This is a genomic window from Pseudomonas sp. Leaf59 (assembly GCF_920984685.1).
Lineage (GTDB): Bacteria > Pseudomonadota > Gammaproteobacteria > Pseudomonadales > Pseudomonadaceae > Aquipseudomonas.
In genome coordinates this window covers 40,327-63,585 of the sequence record NZ_CAKLBR010000026.1, presented here as the reverse complement: position 1 = coordinate 63,585, position 23,259 = coordinate 40,327, and the positions used below count along the sequence as shown (strand labels likewise).

General features: G+C 62.5%; 17 protein-coding genes and 1 pseudogene. 9 read left to right on the top strand and 9 right to left on the bottom strand.

Annotation, left to right across the window (positions count from 1 at the left end):
* Nucleotides 1–88: 88 nt before the first annotated feature.
* Both LUB09_RS21835 and LUB09_RS21830 read right to left on the bottom strand, forming a co-directional pair.
* Nucleotides 89–2,506 (bottom strand): glucose/quinate/shikimate family membrane-bound PQQ-dependent dehydrogenase, encoded by a 2,418-nt coding sequence (locus LUB09_RS21835; RefSeq protein WP_231423668.1) that lies wholly within the window; start codon nt 2,504–2,506, stop codon nt 89–91.
* Nucleotides 2,507–2,962: 456 nt separating this feature from the next.
* A complete protein-coding gene (locus LUB09_RS21830; RefSeq protein ID WP_231423667.1) occupies nt 2,963–4,981 on the bottom strand; it encodes a TonB-dependent receptor in 2,019 nt (672 codons plus the stop codon).
* Between the two features lie 141 nt (nt 4,982–5,122).
* On the opposite strand from LUB09_RS21830, the gene LUB09_RS21825 reads away from it, so the two are divergent.
* Both LUB09_RS21825 and LUB09_RS21820 read left to right on the top strand, forming a co-directional pair.
* Nucleotides 5,123–5,356, top strand: a complete 234-nt coding sequence (locus LUB09_RS21825; protein WP_015371321.1) for a VF530 family DNA-binding protein — start codon at nt 5,123–5,125, stop codon at nt 5,354–5,356.
* Nucleotides 5,357–5,360: 4 nt separating this feature from the next.
* Nucleotides 5,361–5,987 carry a Pr6Pr family membrane protein gene (locus tag LUB09_RS21820; RefSeq protein WP_209989125.1) on the top strand — a complete coding sequence of 209 codons (627 nt, stop codon included), beginning with the start codon at nt 5,361–5,363 and terminating at the stop codon, nt 5,985–5,987.
* 320 nt (nt 5,988–6,307) lie between these two features.
* Here the strand turns inward: LUB09_RS21820 and LUB09_RS21815 are convergent, their stop codons facing one another.
* Complete coding sequence (locus LUB09_RS21815; protein ID WP_231423666.1) at nt 6,308–7,075, bottom strand: siderophore-interacting protein; 768 nt, start codon at nt 7,073–7,075, stop codon at nt 6,308–6,310.
* Nucleotides 7,072–7,617, bottom strand: coding sequence for a PadR family transcriptional regulator (locus LUB09_RS21810; protein ID WP_231423665.1), 546 nt, complete (start codon nt 7,615–7,617; stop codon nt 7,072–7,074). The genes LUB09_RS21815 and LUB09_RS21810 overlap by 4 nt, the downstream gene beginning before the upstream one ends.
* A 475-nt stretch (nt 7,618–8,092) precedes the next feature.
* Between LUB09_RS21810 and LUB09_RS21805 the strand changes: the two genes are divergently transcribed.
* The 4 genes and pseudogenes from LUB09_RS21805 to LUB09_RS21790 form a co-directional block, all read left to right on the top strand.
* On the top strand, nt 8,093–8,611 hold the full coding sequence (locus tag LUB09_RS21805) for a fimbrial protein (protein ID WP_209989134.1): 519 nt from the start codon (nt 8,093–8,095) through the stop codon (nt 8,609–8,611).
* 53 nt (nt 8,612–8,664) lie between these two features.
* Nucleotides 8,665–9,216, top strand: coding sequence for a fimbrial protein (locus tag LUB09_RS21800; protein ID WP_209989137.1), 552 nt, complete (start codon nt 8,665–8,667; stop codon nt 9,214–9,216).
* Nucleotides 9,217–9,235: 19 nt separating this feature from the next.
* Nucleotides 9,236–11,851, top strand: a complete 2,616-nt coding sequence (locus tag LUB09_RS21795) for an outer membrane usher protein (RefSeq protein WP_231423664.1) — start codon at nt 9,236–9,238, stop codon at nt 11,849–11,851.
* A pseudogene (locus tag LUB09_RS21790) lies at nt 11,848–11,997 on the top strand (molecular chaperone); the annotation flags it as partial. The gene LUB09_RS21795 and the pseudogene LUB09_RS21790, both read left to right, overlap by 4 nt.
* On the opposite strand, the gene LUB09_RS21785 reads toward LUB09_RS21790, so the two are convergent.
* The 4 genes from LUB09_RS21785 to LUB09_RS21770 form a co-directional block, all read right to left on the bottom strand.
* Nucleotides 11,981–12,307: a hypothetical protein gene (locus LUB09_RS21785; RefSeq protein ID WP_231423663.1), complete on the bottom strand. Its 327-nt coding sequence runs from the start codon at nt 12,305–12,307 to the stop codon at nt 11,981–11,983. The pseudogene LUB09_RS21790 and the gene LUB09_RS21785 overlap by 17 nt on opposite strands.
* Nucleotides 12,308–12,446: 139 nt before the next feature.
* A complete protein-coding gene (locus LUB09_RS21780; protein WP_231423662.1) occupies nt 12,447–15,527 on the bottom strand; it encodes a transglycosylase domain-containing protein in 3,081 nt (1,026 codons plus the stop codon).
* 73 nt (nt 15,528–15,600) lie between these two features.
* Nucleotides 15,601–18,306, bottom strand: a complete 2,706-nt coding sequence (locus LUB09_RS21775) for an NEL-type E3 ubiquitin ligase domain-containing protein (RefSeq protein ID WP_231423661.1) — start codon at nt 18,304–18,306, stop codon at nt 15,601–15,603.
* 62 nt (nt 18,307–18,368) lie between these two features.
* Nucleotides 18,369–19,502 carry an OpgC family protein gene (locus LUB09_RS21770; RefSeq protein ID WP_231423660.1) on the bottom strand — a complete coding sequence of 378 codons (1,134 nt, stop codon included), beginning with the start codon at nt 19,500–19,502 and terminating at the stop codon, nt 18,369–18,371.
* A 247-nt stretch (nt 19,503–19,749) separates the two neighbouring features.
* Here LUB09_RS21770 and LUB09_RS21765 point away from each other — a divergent pair, with 247 nt between their 5' ends.
* From LUB09_RS21765 to LUB09_RS21755, 3 genes are all read left to right on the top strand, one after another.
* A complete protein-coding gene (locus LUB09_RS21765) occupies nt 19,750–21,081 on the top strand; it encodes an HD domain-containing phosphohydrolase (protein WP_231423659.1) in 1,332 nt (443 codons plus the stop codon).
* Between the two features lie 154 nt (nt 21,082–21,235).
* The gene (locus LUB09_RS21760; RefSeq protein ID WP_209989196.1) at nt 21,236–21,643 is read left to right on the top strand and encodes an NUDIX hydrolase; all 408 of its coding nucleotides are present in this window, start codon (nt 21,236–21,238) and stop codon (nt 21,641–21,643) included.
* Nucleotides 21,640–22,146 carry a GNAT family N-acetyltransferase gene (locus tag LUB09_RS21755; RefSeq protein WP_209989198.1) on the top strand — a complete coding sequence of 169 codons (507 nt, stop codon included), beginning with the start codon at nt 21,640–21,642 and terminating at the stop codon, nt 22,144–22,146. Before LUB09_RS21760 ends, LUB09_RS21755 begins: the two co-directional genes overlap by 4 nt.
* 130 nt (nt 22,147–22,276) lie before the next feature.
* On the opposite strand, the gene metR is transcribed toward LUB09_RS21755, so the two are convergent.
* Complete coding sequence (gene metR / locus LUB09_RS21750) at nt 22,277–23,194, bottom strand: transcriptional regulator MetR (RefSeq protein ID WP_209989201.1); 918 nt, start codon at nt 23,192–23,194, stop codon at nt 22,277–22,279.
* Between the last annotated feature and the right edge of the window lie 65 nt (nt 23,195–23,259).

Below are 23,259 nucleotides of genomic sequence, written 5' to 3'. Positions count from 1 at the left end.
CTGAAACTTCTCACATTGAATGTTTATGCCCATGAAAAAGGCGGCTACCTGTTGAGGGTAGCCGCCTTTTTATGATCGCCCGTGCCGCTTAATCAGGCAGTTTGAACGCCATCACGTAGTCGCCCTGCTTGGTGCCCAGGGAGCCGTGGCCGCCGGCCATGACCAGCACGTATTGCTTGCCGTCCTTGCCGGTGTAGGTCATCGGTGTGGTCTGCGCGCCGGCTGGCAGGCGACCTTCCCACAGTTGCTTGCCGTTTTTCACGTCGTAGGCACGCAGGTACTGGTCGAGGGTGCCGCTGAGGAACGCGACGCCGCCGGCAGTGGTGAAGGTCCCGCCCAGGCTCGGTACGCCCATGGTCAGCGGGATCGGAATCGGCGAGCTGTCACGCACGGTGCCGTTCTTGTGCATCCAGATGGTCTGGTGGTTGGTCAGGTCGACCGCCGCCACATAACCCCACGCCGGTGCCTGGCACGGCAGGCCCAGTGGCGACAGCAGTGCTTCGAGGATCACGCCGTACGGCGCGCCCTTGTTCGGCTGCACGCCTTCGGTTTCGCTGACGCGCGGGCCTTGTTTGGCGATCTCGGCGGCCGGGATCAGTTTGGATTTGAACGCCATGTAGCTCGGGTTCACAAACGCGATCTGACGCACCGGGTCAACCGAAATGCCGCCCCAGTCGAACACGCCGAAGTTACCCGGGTACACGATCGAGCCCTGCAGCGATGGCGGGGTGAACGGGCCGTCGTAGCGCATGGATTTGAAATCGATGCGGCACAGCATCTGGTCGAACGGGGTTACGCCCCACATGTCGCGCTCTTTGAGCGGCGGCGGCATGAAGTTCAGCTCGGATTTGGGCTGGGTAGGGGAGGTGCGATCACCCGCCACTGCGCCTTGCGGCACCGCCACTTCGTGGATCGGCACCACCGGCTGGCCGGTCGCGCGGTCCAGCACGTAGATGCTGCCTTGCTTGGTCGACGCCATCACGGCCTGCTTGACGCCGGCTTCGGTCTTGACGTCGATCAGCGACGGCTGGCCACCCACGTCCATGTCCCACAGGTCGTGGTGAGTGAACTGGAAGCTCCACTTCACGTGGCCGCTGTCGATGTCCAGGGCGGTGAGGCCGGAGGCGTATTTCTCGGATTCGTCGGTACGGTCGCCGCCGTACTGGTCGGGCATCTGGTTGCCCATCGGCAGGTAGAGCATGCCGAGTTTTTCATCCACGGCGAACATGGACCACATGTTCGGCGAGTTGCGTGTGTAGGTCTGGCCTTCGGCCAACGGGGTGGTGTCGTCCGGGTTGCCGCTGTCCCAGTTCCACACCAGCTTGCCGGTGTGTACGTCGAACGCGCGGATCACGCCGCTTGGCTCGTCGGTCGAAACGTTGTCGGTGACGTGGCCGCCGATCACTACGAGGTTTTTGGTGACCGCCGGTGGCGAAGTGGAGTAGTAACCGCCTGGCGCAAAGCTGCCGATGTTGGCGCGCAGGTCGATCTGGCCTTTGTCGCCGAAGTCTTCACACATCTTGCCGGTGTCGGCGTTGAGGGCGATCAGACGGGTGTCGGCAGTCGGTACGAAGATGCGTTTCGGGCAGGCAGTCGGCGCGGCGGCCGGGCTGGCGCTGCCGGTGGGGCTTTGCTCGGAGGCGTAGGCGGCGTCATCGTGATACGACACGCCACGGCAGGTCATGTGCGCCCACCCCTTGAAGTTCTCGGCGCCCTGGCTGCTGATCTTCGGATCGAAGCGCCAGATTTCCTTGCCGGTGTCCGGGTCCAGGGCAATGACCTGGCTGTGCGGGGTGCACACGTAGAGCATGCCGTTGACCTTGAGCGGGGTATTTTCCGCGGTGGTCTCGCCCGGGTCACCGGCGCCCGGGATGTCGCCGGTGCGGAAGGTCCACGCCGGTACCAGCTTGTGCGCATTGGCCGGGGTGATCTGCGCCAGTGGCGAGTAGCGATCACCGAAGGCCGAACGGCCGTAGGAGTTCCAGTCGCCGTCGGCCTGGGCGGGCGCGGCGTTGGTCATGCCCGGCACCGCGTCGCGGTCGAGCTGGCCTTTCTTGACCATTACACCTGGCGTGGTGAACTGGCTGGCCAGTGCGGCGGCACCCGCCAGCACCACGGCCACGCTCAGCGCGCCAGTGCCCAGTGGCGCAGGTTGACCACTCAGCAACGGACGGCGAAACCACGGCAGCAGCATAACCAGGCCCAGGGCGAACAGCAGCGCCAGACGCGGCACCAACTGCCACCAGTCCAGGCCGACTTCCCACAATGCCCACACGGTGCTGGCGAACAGCACCAGCGCGTACAGGCCCAGCGCTGCGCGGCGGGTGGCCAGCAGCAGGACGCCGGTGAGGGTGAGGCCGATACCGGCCAGCAGGTAGTACAGCGATCCGCCGAGCATGCTCAGCTTGACGCCGCCGGCCAGCAAGGCCAGGCCCATGATCAGCAGCAAGACGCCAAGCAGCCTGGGCAGCAGGCGGCTTGGGCTCGAAGCACCATCAGTGCTCATAGTGTGTTTCTCCGTCACGTTGGAATAATTATGTAACCCCGCGCTTCACTGTAGATGACGATTCGACGCGGGCTTGGTTCAGGGTTTTTTTCTATTTCTGGGGAACGCGAGGCTTATCCACAGCCGGACGATAGATTCCCCAGACGCAGGCCGGTTTAAGACAGCGCTGTCTTTATGCCTTGGGGCTTTCGGCGAAAGGGGACGACCGGGAGGTGAAGCGTTTCAGATTGTTGCGAAGGATAATGCGGCGGGGCGTTTTGAGAAAGCGTAAATCGCAAGATGCATCATTTCAGATTTGGTAACAGTGACTGAATGTCGCGGCAAAACTGAAGGGGATAGCAGGCTCATGTGGGAGGGGCTTGCTCCCGATAGCGGTGGGCCAGTTGATATATATGTCACTGACCCACCGCTATCGGGAGCAAGCCCCCTCCTACAGGGGGACCTGCGGTGCGGGCGTTAGAAGGTGGTGCGCACGCCGACCTGCACGCTGCGCCCCGGCGCCGGGGCGATGTCGCGCAGGATCGAGCTGGCGTAGCGCACGGTCTGGTTGGTCAGGTTTTCACCGTTGACGAACGCCAGCCATTGGCTGCCGCCCATGTTGAAGCGGTAACCGGCGCTGGCGCCCAGGGTGGTATAGCCGTCGGTGCCGCTTTCGTTGTCCGGCACGCGGCCCTGGCCGGCGGCATGTTCCACGTCGATGCGTGCCTGCCAGCGGTCCAGTTCCCACAGCAGGCCGCTGCTCATGCGTAATGGCGCAATGCGCGGCAGGGCTTCGCCGGTGTCGAGGTTGGTGGCTCGGGTGTAATCGCCCGACAGTTCCAGAGCGAACTTGCCGTAGGCGCTTTCGCCGAGCTTCCAGTGATCCTGGGCTTCGAAGCCGGCGAAACGGGCACGCACGCCGGAGTAGGTGTACTCGGGAATGCCGCTCGGGTCGGCTTCGCCTTCGTCGTTCAAGGTGCGACCGGTGCCCAGCAGGCCGATGTAATTGGAGAAGTGGCTGTAGAACACACCGAAGCTGCCCTTGTGGGTGCCGTTGTCGAAGCGCAGGGCGAGGTCGCTGGACACCGCTTTTTCTTTCTTCAGGTTGGCGTCGCCCAGTTCATAGGTGCCGGTGGCGACGTGCGCGCCGTTGGCGTACAGCTCGTAGAAGGTCGGCGCGCGCTCGGTGTAGCCCAGGGTGGCGGCCACCGACCAGATGGGGGTCAGCGTGTACACCGCGCCCGACGACAGGCTGCCGGCGGTGAAATCATTGCGGTTGTCGGCTGCGGCAAAGCGGGCGTTGCCCTTGGCATCGGGGTCGACGCTGGTGTGTTCCAGGCGCCCGCCGAGGCTGAGTTTCAGGCGGTCGGTGGCCTGCAGCTCTTCGAGAATAAACAGCGCGGCGGCATTGGTGTCGGTCTGTGGCACGAAGGCTTCTTCGCCCAATGCCGAGAATTCGTTGCGCGTTATCTGGGCGCCGACCACGCCGTCGAGCGGGCCGATGGGCTGGTGGCGCGCTTCGACGCGGGCCTCGTAGCCCTTGTTCTTGAAGATCGTGCCGGTCTCGCCGCCCTCGATTTCGCGGTGCTCGTAGTCGGTGTAGCCCGCGTCGAGTTTTACCGAGGTAAACGGGCCTTGCAGGTTGCGGATCTCGGAGGCGAAAGCGTAGTGGTCCTGCTGCATGCGGATACGCACCGCCTGTTCGGCCGGCGAGCCGTAATTGGCGTCGTAAGTGCTGTAGGACAGCCCGGCATACCCGTCGTCCCAGGTGTAGGAGCCGCCCACGGCACCGCCGTCCTGGCGCCCGTCGCTGTTGCCCAGTCGCCCGTCTTTGCCAGGGCCGTCCTCGCTGACCGGCGCGTGTCGGCTGCGTGCAAAACCGGGGATCTTCAGGTCGTCGAATTCCCGTGCGTTGGCGTCCAGGTGCAGCGCGAAGGCGCCGTTGCCGGCTTCCAGTTTGCCTGCGCTGCTGCGGGTGGTGTCGGCGCCGCCGTAGCGCAACTCGCCGGCACCGTGGATGCCTTCGATGGCTTCGGTGGGGATGCGATTGTCGAAGGTGTTGACCACGCCGCCGATGGCGCTGCCGCCATACAACAGCGCCGCCGGGCCGCGCACGATTTCCACGCGCTCGACATTGACCGGGTCCAGCGGCACCGCGTGGTCGTAGGACAGCGACGAGGCATCCAGCGCGCCGACGCCGTTGCGCAGGATGCGAATGCGGTCGCCGTCCTGGCCGCGGATGATCGGCCGACTGGCGCCCGGGCCGAAGTACGAAGACGATACGCCCGGCTGCTTGTTCAGGGTTTCGCCAAGGCTGCCTTTTTGTTGCAGGGTCAAATCGTCGCCTTCGAGCACGGTGGTGGGCGAGGCGAGCTGTTGGCTGCCCAGCGGGTTGCCGGTGATGACCTGGGGTTGCAGTTCGAGGGCGTGGGCTTCGGAGCAGATCAACAGGGCGGCAGCGAGTGGGGTCAGGCGCCACAAAGAGCAGAGAGACATCGTACATTCCTTGGTAAAACGTTTGATATTTGTAGTTACAATATAACATCTCTTTTTTCGCCGGGAAGGGGAACTTTTTTACCTGGATCGGCGCGGTGGTAAGGTGTACACCCTCGTGATCATTTCCCTGATAGGCCCCGCATGACCGCAACACACAACGACCCTCTGCATGGCGTGACCCTGCAACACGTCCTCACTACCCTGGTGGAACACTACGAATGGTCGGGCCTTGCCGAACGCATCGATGTGCGCTGTTTCAAGAGTGACCCGAGCATCAAGTCGAGCCTGACGTTCCTGCGTAAAACGCCGTGGGCGCGGGAGAAAGTCGAAGGGTTGTACGTCAAACTGATGCGCACCAAACGCCCGCTGGATTGAGCCGATGAAGCGTTTCATTGCGGCGGCGGCGTTGGCCGGGTGGGTAGGGCTGGCGATTCAGCAGTACCTGATTTTCCATTCGCGCTGGGAGACCGGCGCCAGCCTGTTGGGTGGGCTGGTCAATTTTTTCAGTTTCTTCACGGTGCTCACCAATACCCTGGCGGTGGTGGTGCTGAGCTATGCGCTGGTACCTCGGAGTGGCGCCGCCAAAGGTTTTTTCCTGGCGCCCAGGGTCAGCAGTGGGGTCGCCGTGAGCATCGTCTTCGTGAGCCTGGCTTACAACCTGCTATTGCGGCATTTATGGAGCCCGCAAGGCTTTCAGTTCATTGCCGATGAACTGCTGCACGACGTGATGCCGCTGCTGTTCTTCATCTACTGGTGGCGCTGCGTGCCCAAGGACTCATTGCGTTTCAAGCACATTGCGGGGTGGGTGATCTACCCGCTGGTGTACTTCGGCTATGTGCTGCTGCGCGGGGATTTGCTGGGACAGTATCAGTACCCGTTCATCGACGTGGGCACGCTGGGTTATCCACAGGTGTTTGTGAATGCCGCAGGCATTCTGCTGGGGTTTGTGTTGGTCGCGCTGGTCATGGTGGGGCTGGGCAAGTATGCGAAGACTTGCGCGAACTGATGGGCAGCAGCAGGCGCTATCTCAGGCAACCAGCGTGTTGTGATGCGCGGGCTTGTTGTGGCGAGCCCTAATGCCGTTCAGTTAAGCGCAGCTCCCCTGTGGCGAGCAGGCTTGTCCTGCGCTGGGCTGCGCAGCAGCCCCAAAGCCAGGCGCTGAGCCGTATCAGGTACACCGCGTTTTGCTCGATTGGGGGCGCTTCGCACCCCAACGCGGGGCAAGCCCGCTCGCCACAATAAGCCCACAAAATTTCCTTAACTGAACGGCATTAGGGCCAGCCCGCTCACCACACAATACATGTCGAGTCTTTCACAGGGGCTGGCTCAGGCTTCGTCGCTGCCTTCCGCGCGCCAGTAGCCGGCGGCCTTGAGGAACTCTTCGTTGACCTGATGTGTGTCCAGCAGCACGCGGCGCAGCTGGCGCGATAGTCTGGATTCCGTGGCGACGAAGCAGTACAGCGAGCCATCCGGCAGCGTCAGCTGCTGCACCGTATCCAACAAGTCATCGCGGCCACGTATGACCCAGATCACTCGTACGTCCGCCGCACTCTGCAGGGCCTGCTGCTCCGCTTCATTCTCGATTTCAATCACCGCCAGCACCTGGCGCCCGGCCGGCAGTTCTTCAAGGCGTCGGCCAATGGCCGGCAGCGCAGTTTCATCGCCGATCAGCAGGTAGCTGTCGAAGATATCCGGCACGATCATCGAACCCCGTGGCCCGCCGATATGCAGGTGCTGGCCGACCTTGACCTGCTCGGCCCAGGTGGACGCAGGGCCATCGCCGTGCAGTACGAAGTCGATATCCAATTCACCAATGTCCAGGTCAATGCGCCGTGGCGTGTAGTCGCGCATGGCCGGTTGCGGGCCGTCGCCCTTGACGCTGAAAGTCGGGCTTTCCAGCGCAGCCTGTTCGGCGGCGTTCTGCGCAAACAGCAGTTTGATGTGATCGTCGCTGCCCAGGCTTACGAAACCCGCCAGCTCGGGCCCGCCGAGGGTGATGCGGCGCATGCGCGGGGTGATGTCGACCACGCGCAGCACCTCGAGGCGACGGCGTTTGATTTCATGGGTCACGCGATGGATGGCTTGGGTATTCATTGGTCCTTCCCGTCGGCAATGGCTTGCGCGGTGCGATTGAGCAGCGCCGCGACACGTTCGATTTCTTCCGGGCTCCAGCGCCCGTGGTGTGAGTGCAGGGCATGACGCACGTTGTGCACCGCCTCATGGATCTGCGGCGGGCGGTCCTGGCCACGCAGCGAGCGCTTGCTCACGTCGATGCGCATGCGCACCCCGTCCAGGGCCACCGCCTGCTCGCTTATGAAGAGACGACCGGCGTCGGTGATTGTGTAGCGTTTTTTCCCGCCATCGGCGTCGCCGCTGATCAATTCGCTCTCTTCGAGAAAGGTCAGGGTCGGGTAGATCACGCCGGGGCTCGGGCTGTAGGCACCGTCGAACAGGCCCTCGATGCGGCGGATCAGGTCGTAGCCGTGGCACGGCTGCTCGGCGATCAGCGCCGGCAGCAGCAGTTTCAGGTCACCCGGTGCAAACACGCGGGGGCCTCGGCCCCCGCGTTCGCGGCCTGGGCGTCTTTCAAAGCCGTCGCGGCTGTCGTGGTGGGGAGGATGATGATGCTCTTTCATGTGTCTGCTCTCCGTCATGGTTAGATACAACTTAAGATATATCTTGAAGCGGAAGCAAGCCGTGCTGACGGACGGTCACGCAGCCTTCTAGGCGCGTTCATATCTGGATACGCGTTGTTTAGTTCATCTTAGTGCAACTTGTAATACCGTTCTTACAGTCGCTGATAGACACTAATAGTTCTCGAAAACTTCAAGTAGTCCATTTCTTACAGTCGAATTCAAAGTTTTGGCAAAGTGCCAGTTTTTTCCCATAAGTTGTATTGACTTTCGACTACTCGAGTAAGCGAAAGCGCCTGCTTACTTCACACAAGTAACTCGGGATACTTCTCCGGCGCTAATCGAGCGTCCTGTTGTCAATGCAACTTGTTGGAAAACACGGAAGCCTTTCCGTGTCACTGGTCCTCAACGCCCGTAGTTCGCGGGCAGCGGGGCCGGGCTCTCTTACTGGCATTTTTATTAGATGGATATGTGCAATATGAAAACCAAAATGAAAACCGCGCTGTTGGCTATCGGTTTGTTGGCAGGTTCGGCGTCTGTTCAGGCGGCTGACGGAACAGTAACGTTCACCGGTTCAGTGCATTCGGGCGCCTGCTCCATCAAGCCTGAGTCCGTCGATCAAACCATTCCGCTGGGCGCGATCGCCAAGCATCAGTTGCAGTCGGGAGGTCAATCCAACCCTCGGCAAGTCCTGATCAAACTCGAAGGCTGCGACTTGTCCGGCCTCACCGACAACACCGTAACCACCACCTTCACCGCAGCACCGTCGACTGTCGTACCGGGTGCGATCGGTACCGTCGGCAGCGCCGGCGGCGTGGGCATCATGATGAGCCACGGCGGCAGCCTGGTTGAGCTGGGCAAGCCTACTGCGCCGCAGATCATCAGCACGGGTGACAACACCCTGGAATTCGGTGCCTACGTGAAAGGCGCCGCCACCGACCCGATCATTCCGGGTGATTTCAGCGCCGTCACCAACTTCACCCTGGCTTACCAGTAAGTCTGTTCCCCCGCCGCACCGGGTGCGGCGGGGGAATCTGGCGGGAGATAAAGGTGAAAACATTCATAAGTCTCGCTGTCGCCTGCTCCCTGATGAGTTTCACCAGCCTTGGCATCGCAGCGTCCCAGGGCGAAGGGATCGTCACATTGGGGGGGCAGGTGATGGACTCGGCCTGCGGGCTGGAACTGGCCAGTCGTGATCAAACCATTGAAATGCCGCCCGAGCCTGTCGGTCGCCTGTTGCGCAATACGCAGGGGGACCCTCATCCCTTCGAGCTGCGCCTGGTCAATTGTTCGTTGAGTCGCCCCGATCCATTTCGCCCCGGCGGGAGCCTGCCGGATTGGGAGCACCTGCGTGTGATGTTCGACGGTGCCAGCGACATGGACGGGCGCTCCTTTGCGTTGTTTGGCGAATCCCAGGGCGTTGCGCTGGATATCACCGATGCGGACGGCCACGGCAGCGTTCCAGGTGAAGCCATGCCGCGCAAACCCTTGGTTGAGGGCGACATGACCCTGCACTTCACGCTTCGTCTGGTGGGTAACGGGCGCCCGATAGTTGTCGGGCCTCATCGTGCCGCTGTGCGGTTCAAGTTGGAATACTTTTGAAGAATGATGGGTTGCTTGCATGTGGAATACGTCGAAGGTCAGAAATACGCTTCGCCCCAGTCTCTTTGGCGGGTTGATGACACTGGCAGGAACAGCGCTCGGGGCTGGGGACATCGAGTTCAATACCGACGTTCTTGATCTGAGTGATCGCACCAATATCGACTTGTCTCGGTTTGCCCGCAGCGGGTTTATCCTGCCGGGTACCTACCCGATGGTCGTGCAGTTGAATGGCCAGTCTATTCCTGAGCAATCGGTGACGTTCCATGCACCGGATGATGATCCGAAGGGAAGCCAGGCCTGTTTATCCGCAAGCCTTGTCGAGCAGTTGGGCCTCAAAGCGGCCGCAGTGGCCAAGTTCACCTGGTGGAAAGGCGGCGAGTGCCTGGATCCGCAAAGCCTGCCCGGTATGGAAGTCAGTGGCGACCTGGCCACCTCCACGCTGAGCATCAGTTTGCCCCATGCCTACCTTGAGTACAGCACCATCAACTGGGACCCGCCCGCGCGTTGGGACGAAGGCGTTCCAGGGCTGTTGGTGGACTACAACCTGACGGCACAGTCCAACTACCGGAGAAACGACGGCACCCGAAACAACCTGAGTGGCAACGGCACCGTCGGCGCCAATGCCGGGGCCTGGCGCGTGCGCGCCGATTGGCAGGGTCGGGTCGAGCGCGCCAACGAAGGCGCGTATGGCAATCAGACGCTGGAATGGAGTCGTTTCTACACGTATCGCGCCATTCCTGCACTGAAGGCGCGCCTGGTGGTGGGCGAGGACTACCTGTATTCGGACCTGTTCGACAGCTTCCGCTTTACCGGGGCGTCGCTCAATTCGGATCAGAGTCAGTTGCCGCCAAACCTGCGCGGTTATGCCCCCGAAGTGGTCGGGGTGGCCAAGACCAATGCCAAGGTCATCATCAGCCAGAAGGGCCGCGTGCTCTATGAAACCCTGGTGGCCGCCGGCCCGTTTCGTATCCAGGATCTTCACGATGCGGTGACGGGTTCGCTGGATGTGCGGGTTGAAGAGCAGGACGGTTCTGTGCACAACTTCAAGGTCGATACCGCCGGCGTGCCTTACCTGACGCGGCCCGGGCAGGTGCGGTACAAGCTGGCGGCCGGGCGACCGACCAACCTTCATTACGGCTCTGACGGCAACATGTTCGGCACCGGGGAATTCTCCTGGGGCGTCAGCAACGGCTGGTCGCTGTTTGGCGGCGGCATGACGGACAACAATTATCGCGCGCTGTCCGTCGGGGCCGGTCGCGACCTGCTGGCCTTCGGCGCTGTGTCGGTGGACGTCACGCAGTCCCACACCCAACTCTGGGGCGATACGCTGACGGGCAAATCCTACCGCCTGCAATATTCCAAGAACTTCGAGGAGTACGACAGCCAGGTGACGTTCGCCGGTTACCGCTTCTCCGAGAAGAACTTCCTGAGCATGAGCGAATACCTGGACGCCCGCCATTACGGGTTGAACGGCGAGCGCGCAGGCGGACGCGGCACACTCAACGAACACGGTGAATACGTCGAGAGCTGGAAGCCGATCGGCGGCAGCAAGGCGCTGTACACGGTCACGGTCAACAAGCAGTTTCGTGATCTTGGCGCTACGGTCTATGCCAGCTACAACAAGCAGACCTACTGGAGCCGGCCGGACACCCAGCGCTGGAACCTGTCGCTGTCGCGCTACTTCAACGTGGGCAGCGTCAAGAACATGAGCCTGTCGCTGAACCTGTACCGCAGCCAGGAATACCAGCACCAGGACAACGGCATGGCGCTCACGGTGAGCCTGCCGCTGGGGCGCACCGGCACCCTGTCGCTGGATTCCAGCCGGGCGGGTGGCAGCAACACCTTTTCATCGCGCTACAGCGACCGCCTCGACGAGCGCAACAGCTACCAGTTGAGTGCCAGCAACCGTTCGGCCAGTGCGTACCTGAGCCACACGGGCGATCAGGCCGACATCGACCTCAGCGCCAGCACGCAGGAAGGCGATTACCGCACCCTCAGCGTATCGGCTCGCGGCGGTGGCACGCTCACGGCACAGGGCGCTGCGCTGCACCGTACCGGCAGCACCGGCGGCACGCGGCTGATGGTCGACACCGGTGGTGTGCCCGATGTACCGGTGCGCGGCTACGGCTCGCCGACGCGCAGCAATGCGTTCGGCAAAGCAGTGATTTCCGATATCAGCAGCTATCAGCGCACGGCGGTGAGTGTCGATCTCGAACGCTTGCCGAGCAACGTCGAAGCCATGCAGTCGGTCACTCAACTGACGCTTACCGAAGGGGCCATCGGCTACCGATCCCTGGACGTGATTGCCGGAGCCAAGGCGATGGCAGTGTTACGCCTGGCCGATGGCAGCGCACCGCCGTTCGGCGCCACGGTAAAAAACGTCAAGCAGCAGGACACCGGCATCGTCAATGACGACGGCAATGTCTACCTCAGCGGCATCCAGCTCGGGGAGTTGATGATCGTCAGTTGGGGCGGACGCGAGCGCTGCATCCTCACGCTGCCCGACGTCCTGCCCGACGATGGTTTGACCGATGCCCTGCAACTCGGCTGCCGCCCGGTAGCCGCTGAACAATCCTCGCCCGAGCCAGCCGCGCTGCCCGGGAAGCACCTCGACATGGAGAACACCGCCACATGATGCTCACTACGCGTTTCACCCTGCTGGCCCTGGCGTTACTGGCCTTGAGCAACAGCGCCGTCGCCGCCGTCGGCCTGGACCGCACCCGCGTGATTTTCGACGGCGGCAAGGAGGCCACCAGCGTCAATATCACCAACAACAATACCCATCCACTTCGCCGTAGTGGGGCAGCAACGCGCCCTTGAGCAACGACTCGGCAAAGGCGCGCAGGTCGTTCAGCGGGCCGAGGCGTTTATCCAGCGCCGTCTGGGCCTGCCAATGCTCGGCAACGGCGGTCTTGAGCGCTTGATGCTGTGCAGGCGAGGCCCTGGGGTAGGGCACCGGCGTTCCGAGGCCATCGCGCTGGAGGGTTTGGATACGGGCCGGATTAGTGTTTTTTATCCACGCGGGCAGTGCGTTTTGGATCAGCTCGACATGGCGGCCCTGGAACGGGGCTGCGGATAAATCAGTAGGCATGATGTGAACCTGAATAGACCAGTTGAGCACCTGAGTCTATTCACTCGATACGCCTGAAATAAGCTTAAAAATTAGTCGGTTAGGCGTGCCTAACGGTCAACATTTCAGCGCTGAAAACTACCGGGATGCCACCCTTTTTTCAGCGCGCCACACACAGCGTGTTCGCGCCGGGTTGCAGGTACGGTGTGAGGATCGGTGCCATGCCCTTGAGTACCTGCACCGGCAAGGCTGAGGTGAAGGTGAAATGCTCGGCCGATGCGCCGGGCACGAACGCGGTGAGTGTGCCGAAGTGATGCTCGCCGATGTAGAACACGAAGGTCGCGGTGCGATTGACGGATTTTGAGCTGATCAGGCGCCCGCCGGCGCCCATGGCCTGGATGCGGTTATCGCCGGTGCCGGTCTTGCCGCCCATCGACAGTGGCGTGCCGTCCGCCAGTTTGAAACTGCCGGCCACGCGCTTGGCCGTGCCAGCATCCACCACTTGCGAGAGCGCGCCGCGCAACGCCGTGGCGACTTCACTGGGCAGTACCCGCCGCGCGCGGTCAGGGTCGCTGACCAGGTGTGTTTCGTAAGGGGTGCCAGCGGCAAAGGTCAGTTGGTCGATACGCACCACGGGCAGGCGCACGCCGTCGTTGAGGATGATGCCCATCAGGTCGGCGAGGGCGGCGGGGCGGTCGCCGGAACTGCCGATGGCGGTGGCCAGCGACGGCACCAGGTGATCGAACGGGTAGCCCACGGCCTGCCAGCGCTGGTGGATGTCGAGGAAGGCTTCGATCTCCAGCATGGTGCGAATACGGCTGTCGCGGGCGCTCTGGTGACGGCTCTTGAACAGCCAGCTGTAGACTTCCTGGCGCTCGAACTCGCTGGCCTTGATCACCTCGGTGAAGGTCGCCTCGGGGTGGTTGAACAGATAGCCGAGCAGCCACAGGTCCAGCGGATGCACCTTGGCAATGTAGCCCTGGTCCGGCAGGTCGTAGGCGCCGGGACCGTAGCTCTGGTAGAGCGTGGCCAGGCGTTGGTCGCTGAGCGTGTCGGCGGTTTTGAGGTGCGCGCGCACGAAGCTGTTGAAGTTCTCCTGACTGGCCCGGGGCAGCAGGTAACGGTGCACGGCGGCCAGGCGGATAGCGGTGGGGTGCAGGCTGTCCATGAACGTGTCGAGCCGCGCCTGGGTGTCCTTGTTGCGGTATTTTTTCCAGAACTTGAGCAGAAACGCGCTGCCTTCACGGTCGGCGAATCTGGCCAGGTATTCCTGGCGGCGCGGGTCGCTGTCGTCCTTGAGCAATTGCACGCTGGTGCTCTCATTGGCGTAGGTGACGTAGCGCACCACATCACGCATCAGGCGAATGAATGGCAGGTTGATCGACTCGCGCAACGCATCGCGCAAGGTCGGGTTGCGGCCGTTATCCTCGTTGCGAAAGTTGTGAAAGCGGTGCAGGCCGCCACCGGTAAAAAACGCCTCGCCGGGATTGGCCGAATAGGTGCGGTCGAGGGCCGCGTCGAGCATCTTCGACAACCTGCGCTCGGGGTTGCGTATCAGGTAATCCAGGGCCCAGCGCGACAACGCATCCTGTTCGGTCACCGCTATTTTTTTCAGCGCCTCGGCGGGTTGCGCGGCGTAGCGCCCGTGCAATTCGCTGATGATCTGCAGGTAGGTGGTCAGCACCCGCAGTTTGGCGGTAGAGCCCAGTTCCAGTTTGCTGCTCTGATTGATGTCGAAGGGCTGGTCGGTGTTGTCCGTTTGCACCCGCACGCGCGCACCGCCTGGGGTCAGTTCGAACAAGGTAAAGCTGTAACGCACCTGGGGCGTGCTTTGCGCGGTGAGCAGGCGCGGGCCAAGCAGGCCGATCTGCCCGGCGAAGGTCGGATCGGCCAGGCGCTTGAGGTAGTCGGTGGCCTGGGTTTGCAGGTCGTATTGCAGGGTGCTGCTGGCGGCCAGGTCGAGGCGGTCCAGGTCATACAGCGGGCGGTCGAGCAGGCTGGCGAGGCGGCTGCGCGCGACGGTGATGGCCTTGTTGGTGTCCACCGGCTGCAGCGTCGGCTGCTGTTGCCAGTCGCGGTAGGTGACATGCCTGGCGAGTGCGGCCGCGGCCAGCGCCGGGTCGATCACCTTGCTTTGGGCCAACAGGCGGATATGGCTGTCGGTCAATTGCGCCAGCTCGTCACGGCCCTTGTTCAGATAGTGCGAGGGGCGCCGCTGGGCGATCATTAGCGACAGCACCTGGCGCAGGGCCAGGCCTTTTGGCGCGAGGTCCTGCGGCGCATCGTCAGCCAGCAGCGCATTGACCTGATGGAAGTCGGCGCCGAACCACACCCGCAAACCTTCGGCCATGCCATGCACTTCGCCGTGCCCCGGCACAGCCGAGAGCGGCACCGTGTTGAGGTAGTCGCGCACGATGTTCTGACGGCTGGCCAGGGTGTCCGGCCCCGGTAGATAGGCCCTGACGCTGGCGGAAATCATCTGGCGGATTTTCTCGCCGCCCGACAGGGTCAGGCCGTCGGGCGAATGGCGGTACTTTTCCAACTGTGTGGCGAGGGTGCTGCCGCCGGCCGTTTGCCCAGGCAGATGCAGGAGCCGGGCCATCTGCGACCCAGCAGCCCTGGCGAAGCGCGGCCAGTCCACGGCCGGGTTGGCCGTGGGGTGTTGGGGATCGAGCAAGTCGCGGTCTTCGATAAACAAAAGGCTTTGCACGACCTGCGGGGGGATCGCGGCGAAGCTGGCATACAGCTGTTGCGGGTAAGTAAAACTGTACAGCGGCTCAGCGTGGCAATCGGTGAGGCTCAGACCGGCCTGGACTTTTTCGGCGTAGGGCACGTACAGCCCGCGCTGGGCGTAAGCCATCAAGGCCGGGGAGAAGCGCGCCTGCGCCGCGATCAGGTAGTTGCGCTTGAGCAGGCGTGGCAGGAATTCATCGAGCGCGCTGTAGCCCAGGCGCTGATCGAAAGGGCCGGCGCCGGGGTAGATGATCGCGTCGCTGGCACCGGGCTCCACGCGGTAATCCAGCGACGCGGCAAACGGGCTCAAGTGCTCGGCTTGCAAGCGCGAGGTGCGCATTTCGTTGCTCGCGGACCACCCCAGCGCCACCAGCGCGATCACCACCACCAGCCACATCAGCCGCCACCATTGCGCTCGCGAGCGGGGGCCTTGTGGCAAGGGCGGCTGATCCGCGCTGTCGGTGTCTACCGCAGCTTTGTTCGAATCGGTTTGCCATAAAGCGCCCATAGTCGATTGATCCCTTCACGCCGATTGATTGGACCTGAATGAAGCGTAGTCGCTGGCGGCGCTGTGTGAAAAATTACTCGGACGCTTGGCTCACACGTCGCAATGCGGCCTGTGTGGCCAAGGTGAGCTGGCGCACCAGGCGGTTGTGTTCGTCGTTCTCCAGGTCAACCAGTGACTGACGTCGCTCCAGGTATTCGTCCGACTGCTTAGATGGCAGTTGTTTTTCCAATAACTGCACTTTGTATTCGATGGTCTCTTTCACGGTAGCAAAGGGCTCCGGGTGACTCTTGGTCAAGTACTCTATCCAGAACGCTTCCATCAGCAGCCATTCCTGCAAGGCCGGGCTTTTGCCCAGACGTTGCAGTTGAGTGCGTGCGTCTTCAAGCACTGCGGGGGTCACGTAGCTTTCAACGGTGTACAGCAACTCCAGTGGGTAAAAGGGCAGGTTGAACTCCTTGGCCAGGCGCGCGCGGAAAAAAATCGTGACCTCAGCCGGGTCAACCTCTTGGCCAGCCAGTTCTCGGGCATGAATGAACTTGTCGGAAATATGGTCCAGGTGGTTCAGGTAGAAGCGCCCGGTGGACAAGGCGATCAACGCCCGGTCGCTTTCGTAGGTGCGGCTCAGTGACTTGGACTGGTGGATCCGATGTTCCAGTTCCATATTGGTAAAGGCCAGCAGTGCACTGTCACCGCACGTCCCGGCCCCATAGGTGTTCAGGCACACGTTGTTGCGCAATTCGGTGGAATCGCCCATGGCCTGCAGCAAGGTCCAGACCCGAGTGGTGAGCGCTTGCCTGGCGTCGGTCGAGGCCTTGTAGGCGAACGTCTCTGGCAGGTCCCGGAGTACCTGGAACACATCGTCGGCGCGTACTTCTTCATTGGCGCGCAACTGCTCCCACAACCAGCTGCGTTCGGTTATCTCGGTGGCGGGGACGCCGGTGAGCCACAGGTTGATGTCGTCAGACTCCGGCGTGTTGTGCAGCGTAGCCTGCGGCGCGTCCACGTTGATGGGCCTGGGGGCCAAGGCGTAGCGAATTCGCCGGCGGGCGGTGTCGGACAGCGGGTTGCCATGCAGGAAGGTCTCGCCTTCGGTCATTGACCGCGGGCCCGTGAACACCTGCTCGGGAACGCTGCTGATCAGGTTGTCTTCCAGGAACAGAGACCACAGCTGAGTCAGTTGCCAGGTGCCGGAAGGCCACTGGGTAATCCGGGTATTACGCAGGTTGAGTCTTTGCAGCTCACTGAGCCGGCTGACGTTGGGCGCAATGGCGAGCCTGTTGTGGCTCAAGTCGAGGTATCGCAGGCGGGTCATGTTGGCCAGCGCCGAGGCGAAGCTGCCGGCTTCGCCTTTGACCGCCGCATCCAGGCCCTGGCCAAGGCTGTAGGTCATGCTGCCCATCACCGCCAGTTGCATGATCCGGTTCATCCCGGTGACACCGCCGGGCATGGGGGTCAACAATAGTTGCAGGATCTCCCCGGCGACCGCTGCGACGCCATCCTTGAGCGCCTTCCAGTCGGCTTCCGAGCGGGTGGTGGCGAGGCTGGACAGGTCGGTCTGATAGCGCTGGATATGCCGCCCGACCAATGTGTTCACCAGTGACAATGTGCGCCCGGTCTTGGCGTCGGCGGAGAAGCGCACGCTGTCCAGCGTACGTTCCGGGAAGACCTCGTGGAACCCGTCATACAGCTTTGAGGCCAGCCAGCTCATGCCCTCGGGGCGCGGCTCCTGGGTCAGCAGTGGCTTGAACACCGACATACCGATCAGGGGCAACTGCCGGGAAAACCAGCCCAGGTCCTGTTGCTGATGACTGGTCTTGAGTTGCTGGCGAAGGCTGCTGTTCGCGCCCTTGGCATCCGCGTGATAACGGAACGCGCCACCGGGGCGCAGGGGGAAATATGACACCACCCCGAGGCTGGCGACGCGGATCACCAGCAGTGGCAACGGGATCGAGGTTTCCCAGGGTACGAAGGGCACGGCCACGATGGGGGTGGGCGCGCCGTTGAGGTTCAGAGTGTCGAAATCCAGCGGCGGGCCGTCCGGTTCGAGGGCGTTGCGCAGGGTGTCGTACATCGATTGCGCAAGGCCGGTGGCGGCCCGGGTACGCCATGATTCCAGCAGCTCGAAGCGCAACATGGCCCGGGTCGCGCTAACGAACAGACTGCGCAGATTGCCATTGACGGCCAGGGCCGTCTGCAGGCGCACTTGCAACTGGCCCCCGAGGTTCAGTTCGCGGGCAATGTTGATGAATGCCAGGGCGTCGAGCGGCTTACCGGGGCCGATAATTCTGCTCGACTCCACCAGGCTATAGCCTGAGTCCTGTATGACGGAATGGGTGAAGCCGAAGTTCAGGCAGGCGGCTTCCCACAACGTGACACGTTTGGTGTGCAGTGTATGGCGCCATTCGTCATAGGCGCGGCGCGGCCGCGATTCCGGTACACGCACCGGCGGGTCCAGGGGGAAGGGTTGCTCGCGTTTTTGCAGGTAGTCGGTTTCGAAGTGCAGTTGCTCGGGATCGCGGCCATCGAGTCTGGCGCGCAACTGCGTCATGCCTTCGGTCTTGAAGGCCGAAATCAGCGCGGCCTTCTTGGCTTCGAGGTCGGCAAGCGCCTGTTGTGCTTCGCGCAGCAATGTGAGGTAGTCGGCCTGCTCTTGTGCGCTCAGCGTGTGCATGGCCTGTACCACGTTGCGCTGGATCAGTTCCAGCGCCTGTTGCTGGCCCCATTCTGTGCTCGATTGCAGATTGCCGGACAGGTCGTTGAGGAGGTTGTAGGTGGTCACGTGTGCTCGCCTTCGCATTGAGTTGAAGGCTAATGGGAGCACGTCGTTTTTGGTTGCCGGGGCTATGTATTTAGCGGTTCGCGACCTTGCTCCGGTTGATTCAGGCGTTTATTGAATTCCAGCCATGCGGCCAGTGCCGCCATCAGCGCGACCCCCGCCAACGCGGTGCCAATTTGCAGGGTCGCGGTATCTCCGGTCAGCGCGTTGACCATGTCGGCCAACGGCGCCAGCAGCACGCCGAGGCAGAACACCTCCAGCGAATAACGGCCCATGCGGCACGTTTGCCGGGCCAGCCAGTTTTGCGTCCAGCCACGTCCCGGCAGCAGCTTGGCGGTGACGTAGGCAAGCGCGAGGAAATGCAGCAGGCGCACGGGTGAAAGGTCGGTCTTGCTGATCGGGTACAACAGGTCGCTCAGGGCGCTTGGCATCCACGCATCGTGGATCTCGGGCCAGCGCCAGGCCAGCGTGATCACCCCGGCGATCAGCGTGTAAAGCGCCGCCAGTACGAACAGCGGTTGCCTGGCAAGCGGTCGTGTGTGCACCAGACGCGGTCGGCTGGCGTGAATCGCCGCTGCACCGCCCAACACGAACAATAGCTGCCAGGTCACCGGGTTGAAGTACCACACGCCGTCGGCAATCGCCCGCAGGTTCCAGCCCATCCAGGGCGCCATCAGGTACACCGTGGCCGACACTGCCATCACCGCCCAGGTCATGCGCATCATCAGGGGCAACGCCAGCGCCAGCCCGGCCAGCAGCACGATGTACAGCGGCAACGGGTCCATCAGGTTGGGCTTGAAGCGCAGCAGCAATTCATCGGTGAGCGCCTGTTGCGGGTGGGTGACGAAATGCGTCAGGCCCATCTCCGCCACGAGGTCGCGGGTTTCCACATGGCTGTTGGCAAAAAACACGATGCCCATCAGCATCGCCAGCAAAAAGATATGCACCACGTACAGCACCCAGGTGCGCCGCAGGATTTTCAACGCGGCGATCCAGTACCCCTCGCGCTGCAGCACCTTGCCGTACGCCAGCACCGAGGCGTAACCGGCCAGAAACACAAACACTTCGGCGGCGTCGCTGAAGCCGAAGTTGCGCAAGGTGATTTGACCGAGGGGATTGTGGGGGACGTGATCCCAGAAAATGAAGATCAACGCCAGGCCCCGAAAGAAATCGATGCGCGGGTCGCGTCCGTTCAGCATGGCAGCGGGCTCTATGAACAAATTGTTTAGTAGGGACAGGCGCGCGCAGGGTGGTGCAGGCCGTGCGTCGGGCGGGCGCAGGTTGGCGGTATTTGTAAGCAATTGCAAAGTATGGATATTACTGAATGTCTCAAACGCTTCGCCTCGTTCGGTTCAGTTCATGAAAACCCAACTAAACTCTTCACTGTCCGCCAGGAGGCAGTTGCCCAGACCGTAAGGAGCGCACACCGACGATCCGAGGTATTCCATGGGAGAGTCCGTTACGTTCACCGAGGCCGAGCGCCCGGTGGTGCTGTTGATCGATGCCCACCCCGATGTGTTGCAGCGCCTCACGCAGTTGCTGCGCCTGGAGCCTGTTGCGCTGCACAGCGCGACCTGTGCCGCTGAGGCGTTGGCCATTCTGGCCAGTCATCCCGTCGACCTGGTGATGAGCGCCGCGCGCCTGCCGGACATGGACGGCGCCTCGCTGCTGGCGCATATCCATCAGGCATACCCGCACACCGTGCGCATCCTGTTGACCGGCGAAACCGACCTGACCCTGATCGTCAAAGCCATCAACGAAGGCGAGATCTACCGCTACCTGAGCAAACCCTGGAAGGATGAGGAACTGCTGCTGGCCCTGCGCCAATCCCTGGCCCACCAGCATTCAGAGCGTGAGCGCGCGCGTCTTGAACAGTTGATCCAGCGGCAGAACGATGAACTCAAGCAGCTCAACGTGTCCCTGGAAAAACGCGTGGCAGCGCGCACCAGTGAGTTGCAGCAAACCGCCGACATGCTCGACCTGGCCTATGAAGAGCTCAAGCACAGTTACGCCACCGGCACCGAGGTGTTTTCGCTGCTGGCCAACCTGCGCCTGCCGCGCGCCAAGCAGACCAACCGGCAAATCATCGAGCTGGTGCGCACCTGGTGTGTGTCCCACGGCGTCGATAGCGCCAGCAACCGCGACCTGACCATGGCCGCCGCGCTCTACAACATCGGCAAGCTGAGCTGGAGCGACAGCATGACCGCCGCGCCCTCGGACCTGCTGCACAGCACCGACCGCGAACGCTATCGTGCCTATCCGAGCCAGAGCGAATCGCTGCTGATGACCCTGGAGCCGATGAAAGACGCCGCACGGCTGATCCGCCATCACCAGGAACGCTGGGACGGCAGCGGGTTTCCCGACCACCTCAAGGGCGATGCTATTCCTGCGGGTTCGCGTTTGCTCAAGCTGGCGGTGGACTTTATCGAGCTGCAAAAGGGCCTGATCCTGGAGCGCCAGATGAACAGTGACGAAGCGTTGCTGTACATCCGCAAATACGCCGGGCGGCTCTACGACCCCAATCTGGTGGAAGACTTCGTGCGGGTCTGCGCCACCTACCTCACTGACGTGACCCTGGGCGATCCCAACGTCAAGGTGCTGGGCACCCGCGAGCTGGAAGAGGGCATGGTGCTGGCGCGCAACCTGAATGCAGACAACGGCATGTTGCTGCTCAATGCGGGCAAGTCGCTGAATTTGCCGTTGGTGGACAAGTTGATTGCGTTCGAGACGATGGAAGGCGCGCGGTACAGCGTGTTCATCAAGGCTCAAGCCAATTGAAGTGTGGGAGGGGGCTTGCGCCCGATGACGGCGGGTCGTTCCAGGTAAGCTGACTGCCATACCTCCATCGGGAGCAAGCCCTCTCCCGCATGGATTTGCGGTGTAACCTTGGGCCATGTGATCCTTGCGCCTTTGCATTCAAGGCAGCCTGTCCATGACCTCAACCCTTCGCATCGCCGCCGCCCTCTTGATCGGGAATGACGGCCAGACCCTGCTGGTGCGCAAGCGCGGCACCCAGGCCTTCATGCAACCGGGCGGCAAGATCGACGCTGGCGAACAACCCGTGCAAGCCCTGGCCCGTGAGCTGTTCGAAGAGTTGAACCTGCGCATCGAGCCGGACGCCGCCGTCTACCTTGGCCACTTCTCGGCACCCGCTGCCAACGAGCCAGGCTTCACCGTCGAAGCCGAGCTGTTCCGGGTAAACATCGATGTGGCCGTGACGCCCGCCGCAGAAATCGAAGAAATCCGCTGGATTGACCCGGCTGGCGATGGTGGCCTGCAGCTGGCGCCGTTGACCCGTGACCTGATCCTGCCGTTTTATCGCGCCGCGCTCAGCGCATGATCCTGCGCCCGCTGCAGGCTCATGACGCCGAAGCCTATCGCGCATTGATGCTGCAAGCGTATGACGCCTATCCCCAGGCGTTTACCTCCAGCGTCGCCGAGCGTGCGGCGATGCCTCTGAGCTGGTGGGAAAAACGCCTCGACAACCCGCTGGACCGGCTGCTCGGCGCGTTTGCCGGGGACCTGCTTGCAGGCATTGTCGGCCTGGCGTTCGAGCCTCGGGAAAAGGCGCGGCACAAGGTGACCTTGTTTGGCATGTACGTGATCGAGGCGTATCAGCAGCAGGGCCTGGGCCGTCGGCTGGTGGAAGCGGCGCTGGCTGAAGCGCGCCGGCATCCTCGTCTCAAAGTGATCCAGTTGACCGTCACCGCCGGCAATGACGCTGCGTTTGCGTTGTACCGGCGCTGCGGCTTTATCCAGTACGGCCTGGAGCCGCTGGCGGTGCGGGTGGGCGTGGAGTATTTCGACAAGATTCACATGTGGCGTGAACTCAAGGCCGAGTGAGGCCGTGGTTATCACACCGCTCAATGTGGGAGCTGGCTTGCCTGCGATAGCGGTCTGCCAGTGGAGGATGGAGTGGCTGGCACACCGTCATCGCAGGCAAGCCAGCGCTCGCCTGGTTTCATTGTGATGTTCAGCGCACGGCACTCACGCCATCCAGCGTGGAAAACGACGTGTCTTTGGCTGTCAGCAGAAAATCGCGCATATACGGCGCGTCCAGCATGTCGGTGCGCACCCCCGCATACAGCGTGGCAAACAAGCCTTTCTCGCCCAGGCGCTTGGCTTTCACATAACCGCGCGAGCTGTATTCATGCAGCGCCCAATGGGGCATGCCGCACACGCCTCGGCCGCTGGCGACCAGTTGCATCATCATCACCGTCAGCTCCGAGGTGCGCACTTGCGCAGGCTCCACGTCGGCGGGCTCCAGAAAGCGCGTGAAGATGTCCAGGCGATCGCGCTCCACCGGGTAGGTGATCAGGGTTTCGCTGAGCAGGTCTTCGGGCACGATGTACGACTTGCCGGCCAACGCGTGCTGGTTGGCCACCGCCAGCATGGCTTCGTAGGTGAACAGCGGCACGTAGGTGATGCCCGGCAGCTCCAGCGGGTCGGACGTCACCACCAGGTCGAGGTCACCGCGGGCCAGCGCCGGCAGCGGCGCGAAGGCGAAGCCCGAGGCCAGGTCCAGCTCGACCTCCGGCCACGCATCGCGAAACTGGTCGATGGTCGGCATCAGCCACTGAAAGCAGCTGTGGCACTCGATCGCCATGTGCAACCGCCCGGCGGTGCCACCGGCCAACCGTGCAATATCTCGCTCGGCGCCGCGCAGCAGCGGCAGGGTGGCGTCAGCCAATTGCAGCAGGCGCAGGCCGGCGCTGGTAAAGCGCAGCGGCTTGGTCTTGCGCACGAACAATTGCATGCCCAGGCGCTCCTCCAATTCCTTGAACTGGTGCGACAGCGCCGACTGCGTCAGGTGCAGGCGTTCGGCGGCTTCGACCAGGCTGTCGGCTTCACGCAGGGCGTGCAGGGTCTTGAGATGACGGATTTCGAGCACGGGCTTTCCATGAAGGTAATTTGAGACAAACACACATAGAGTGAGTTTGTCTCATGTTCCCATGG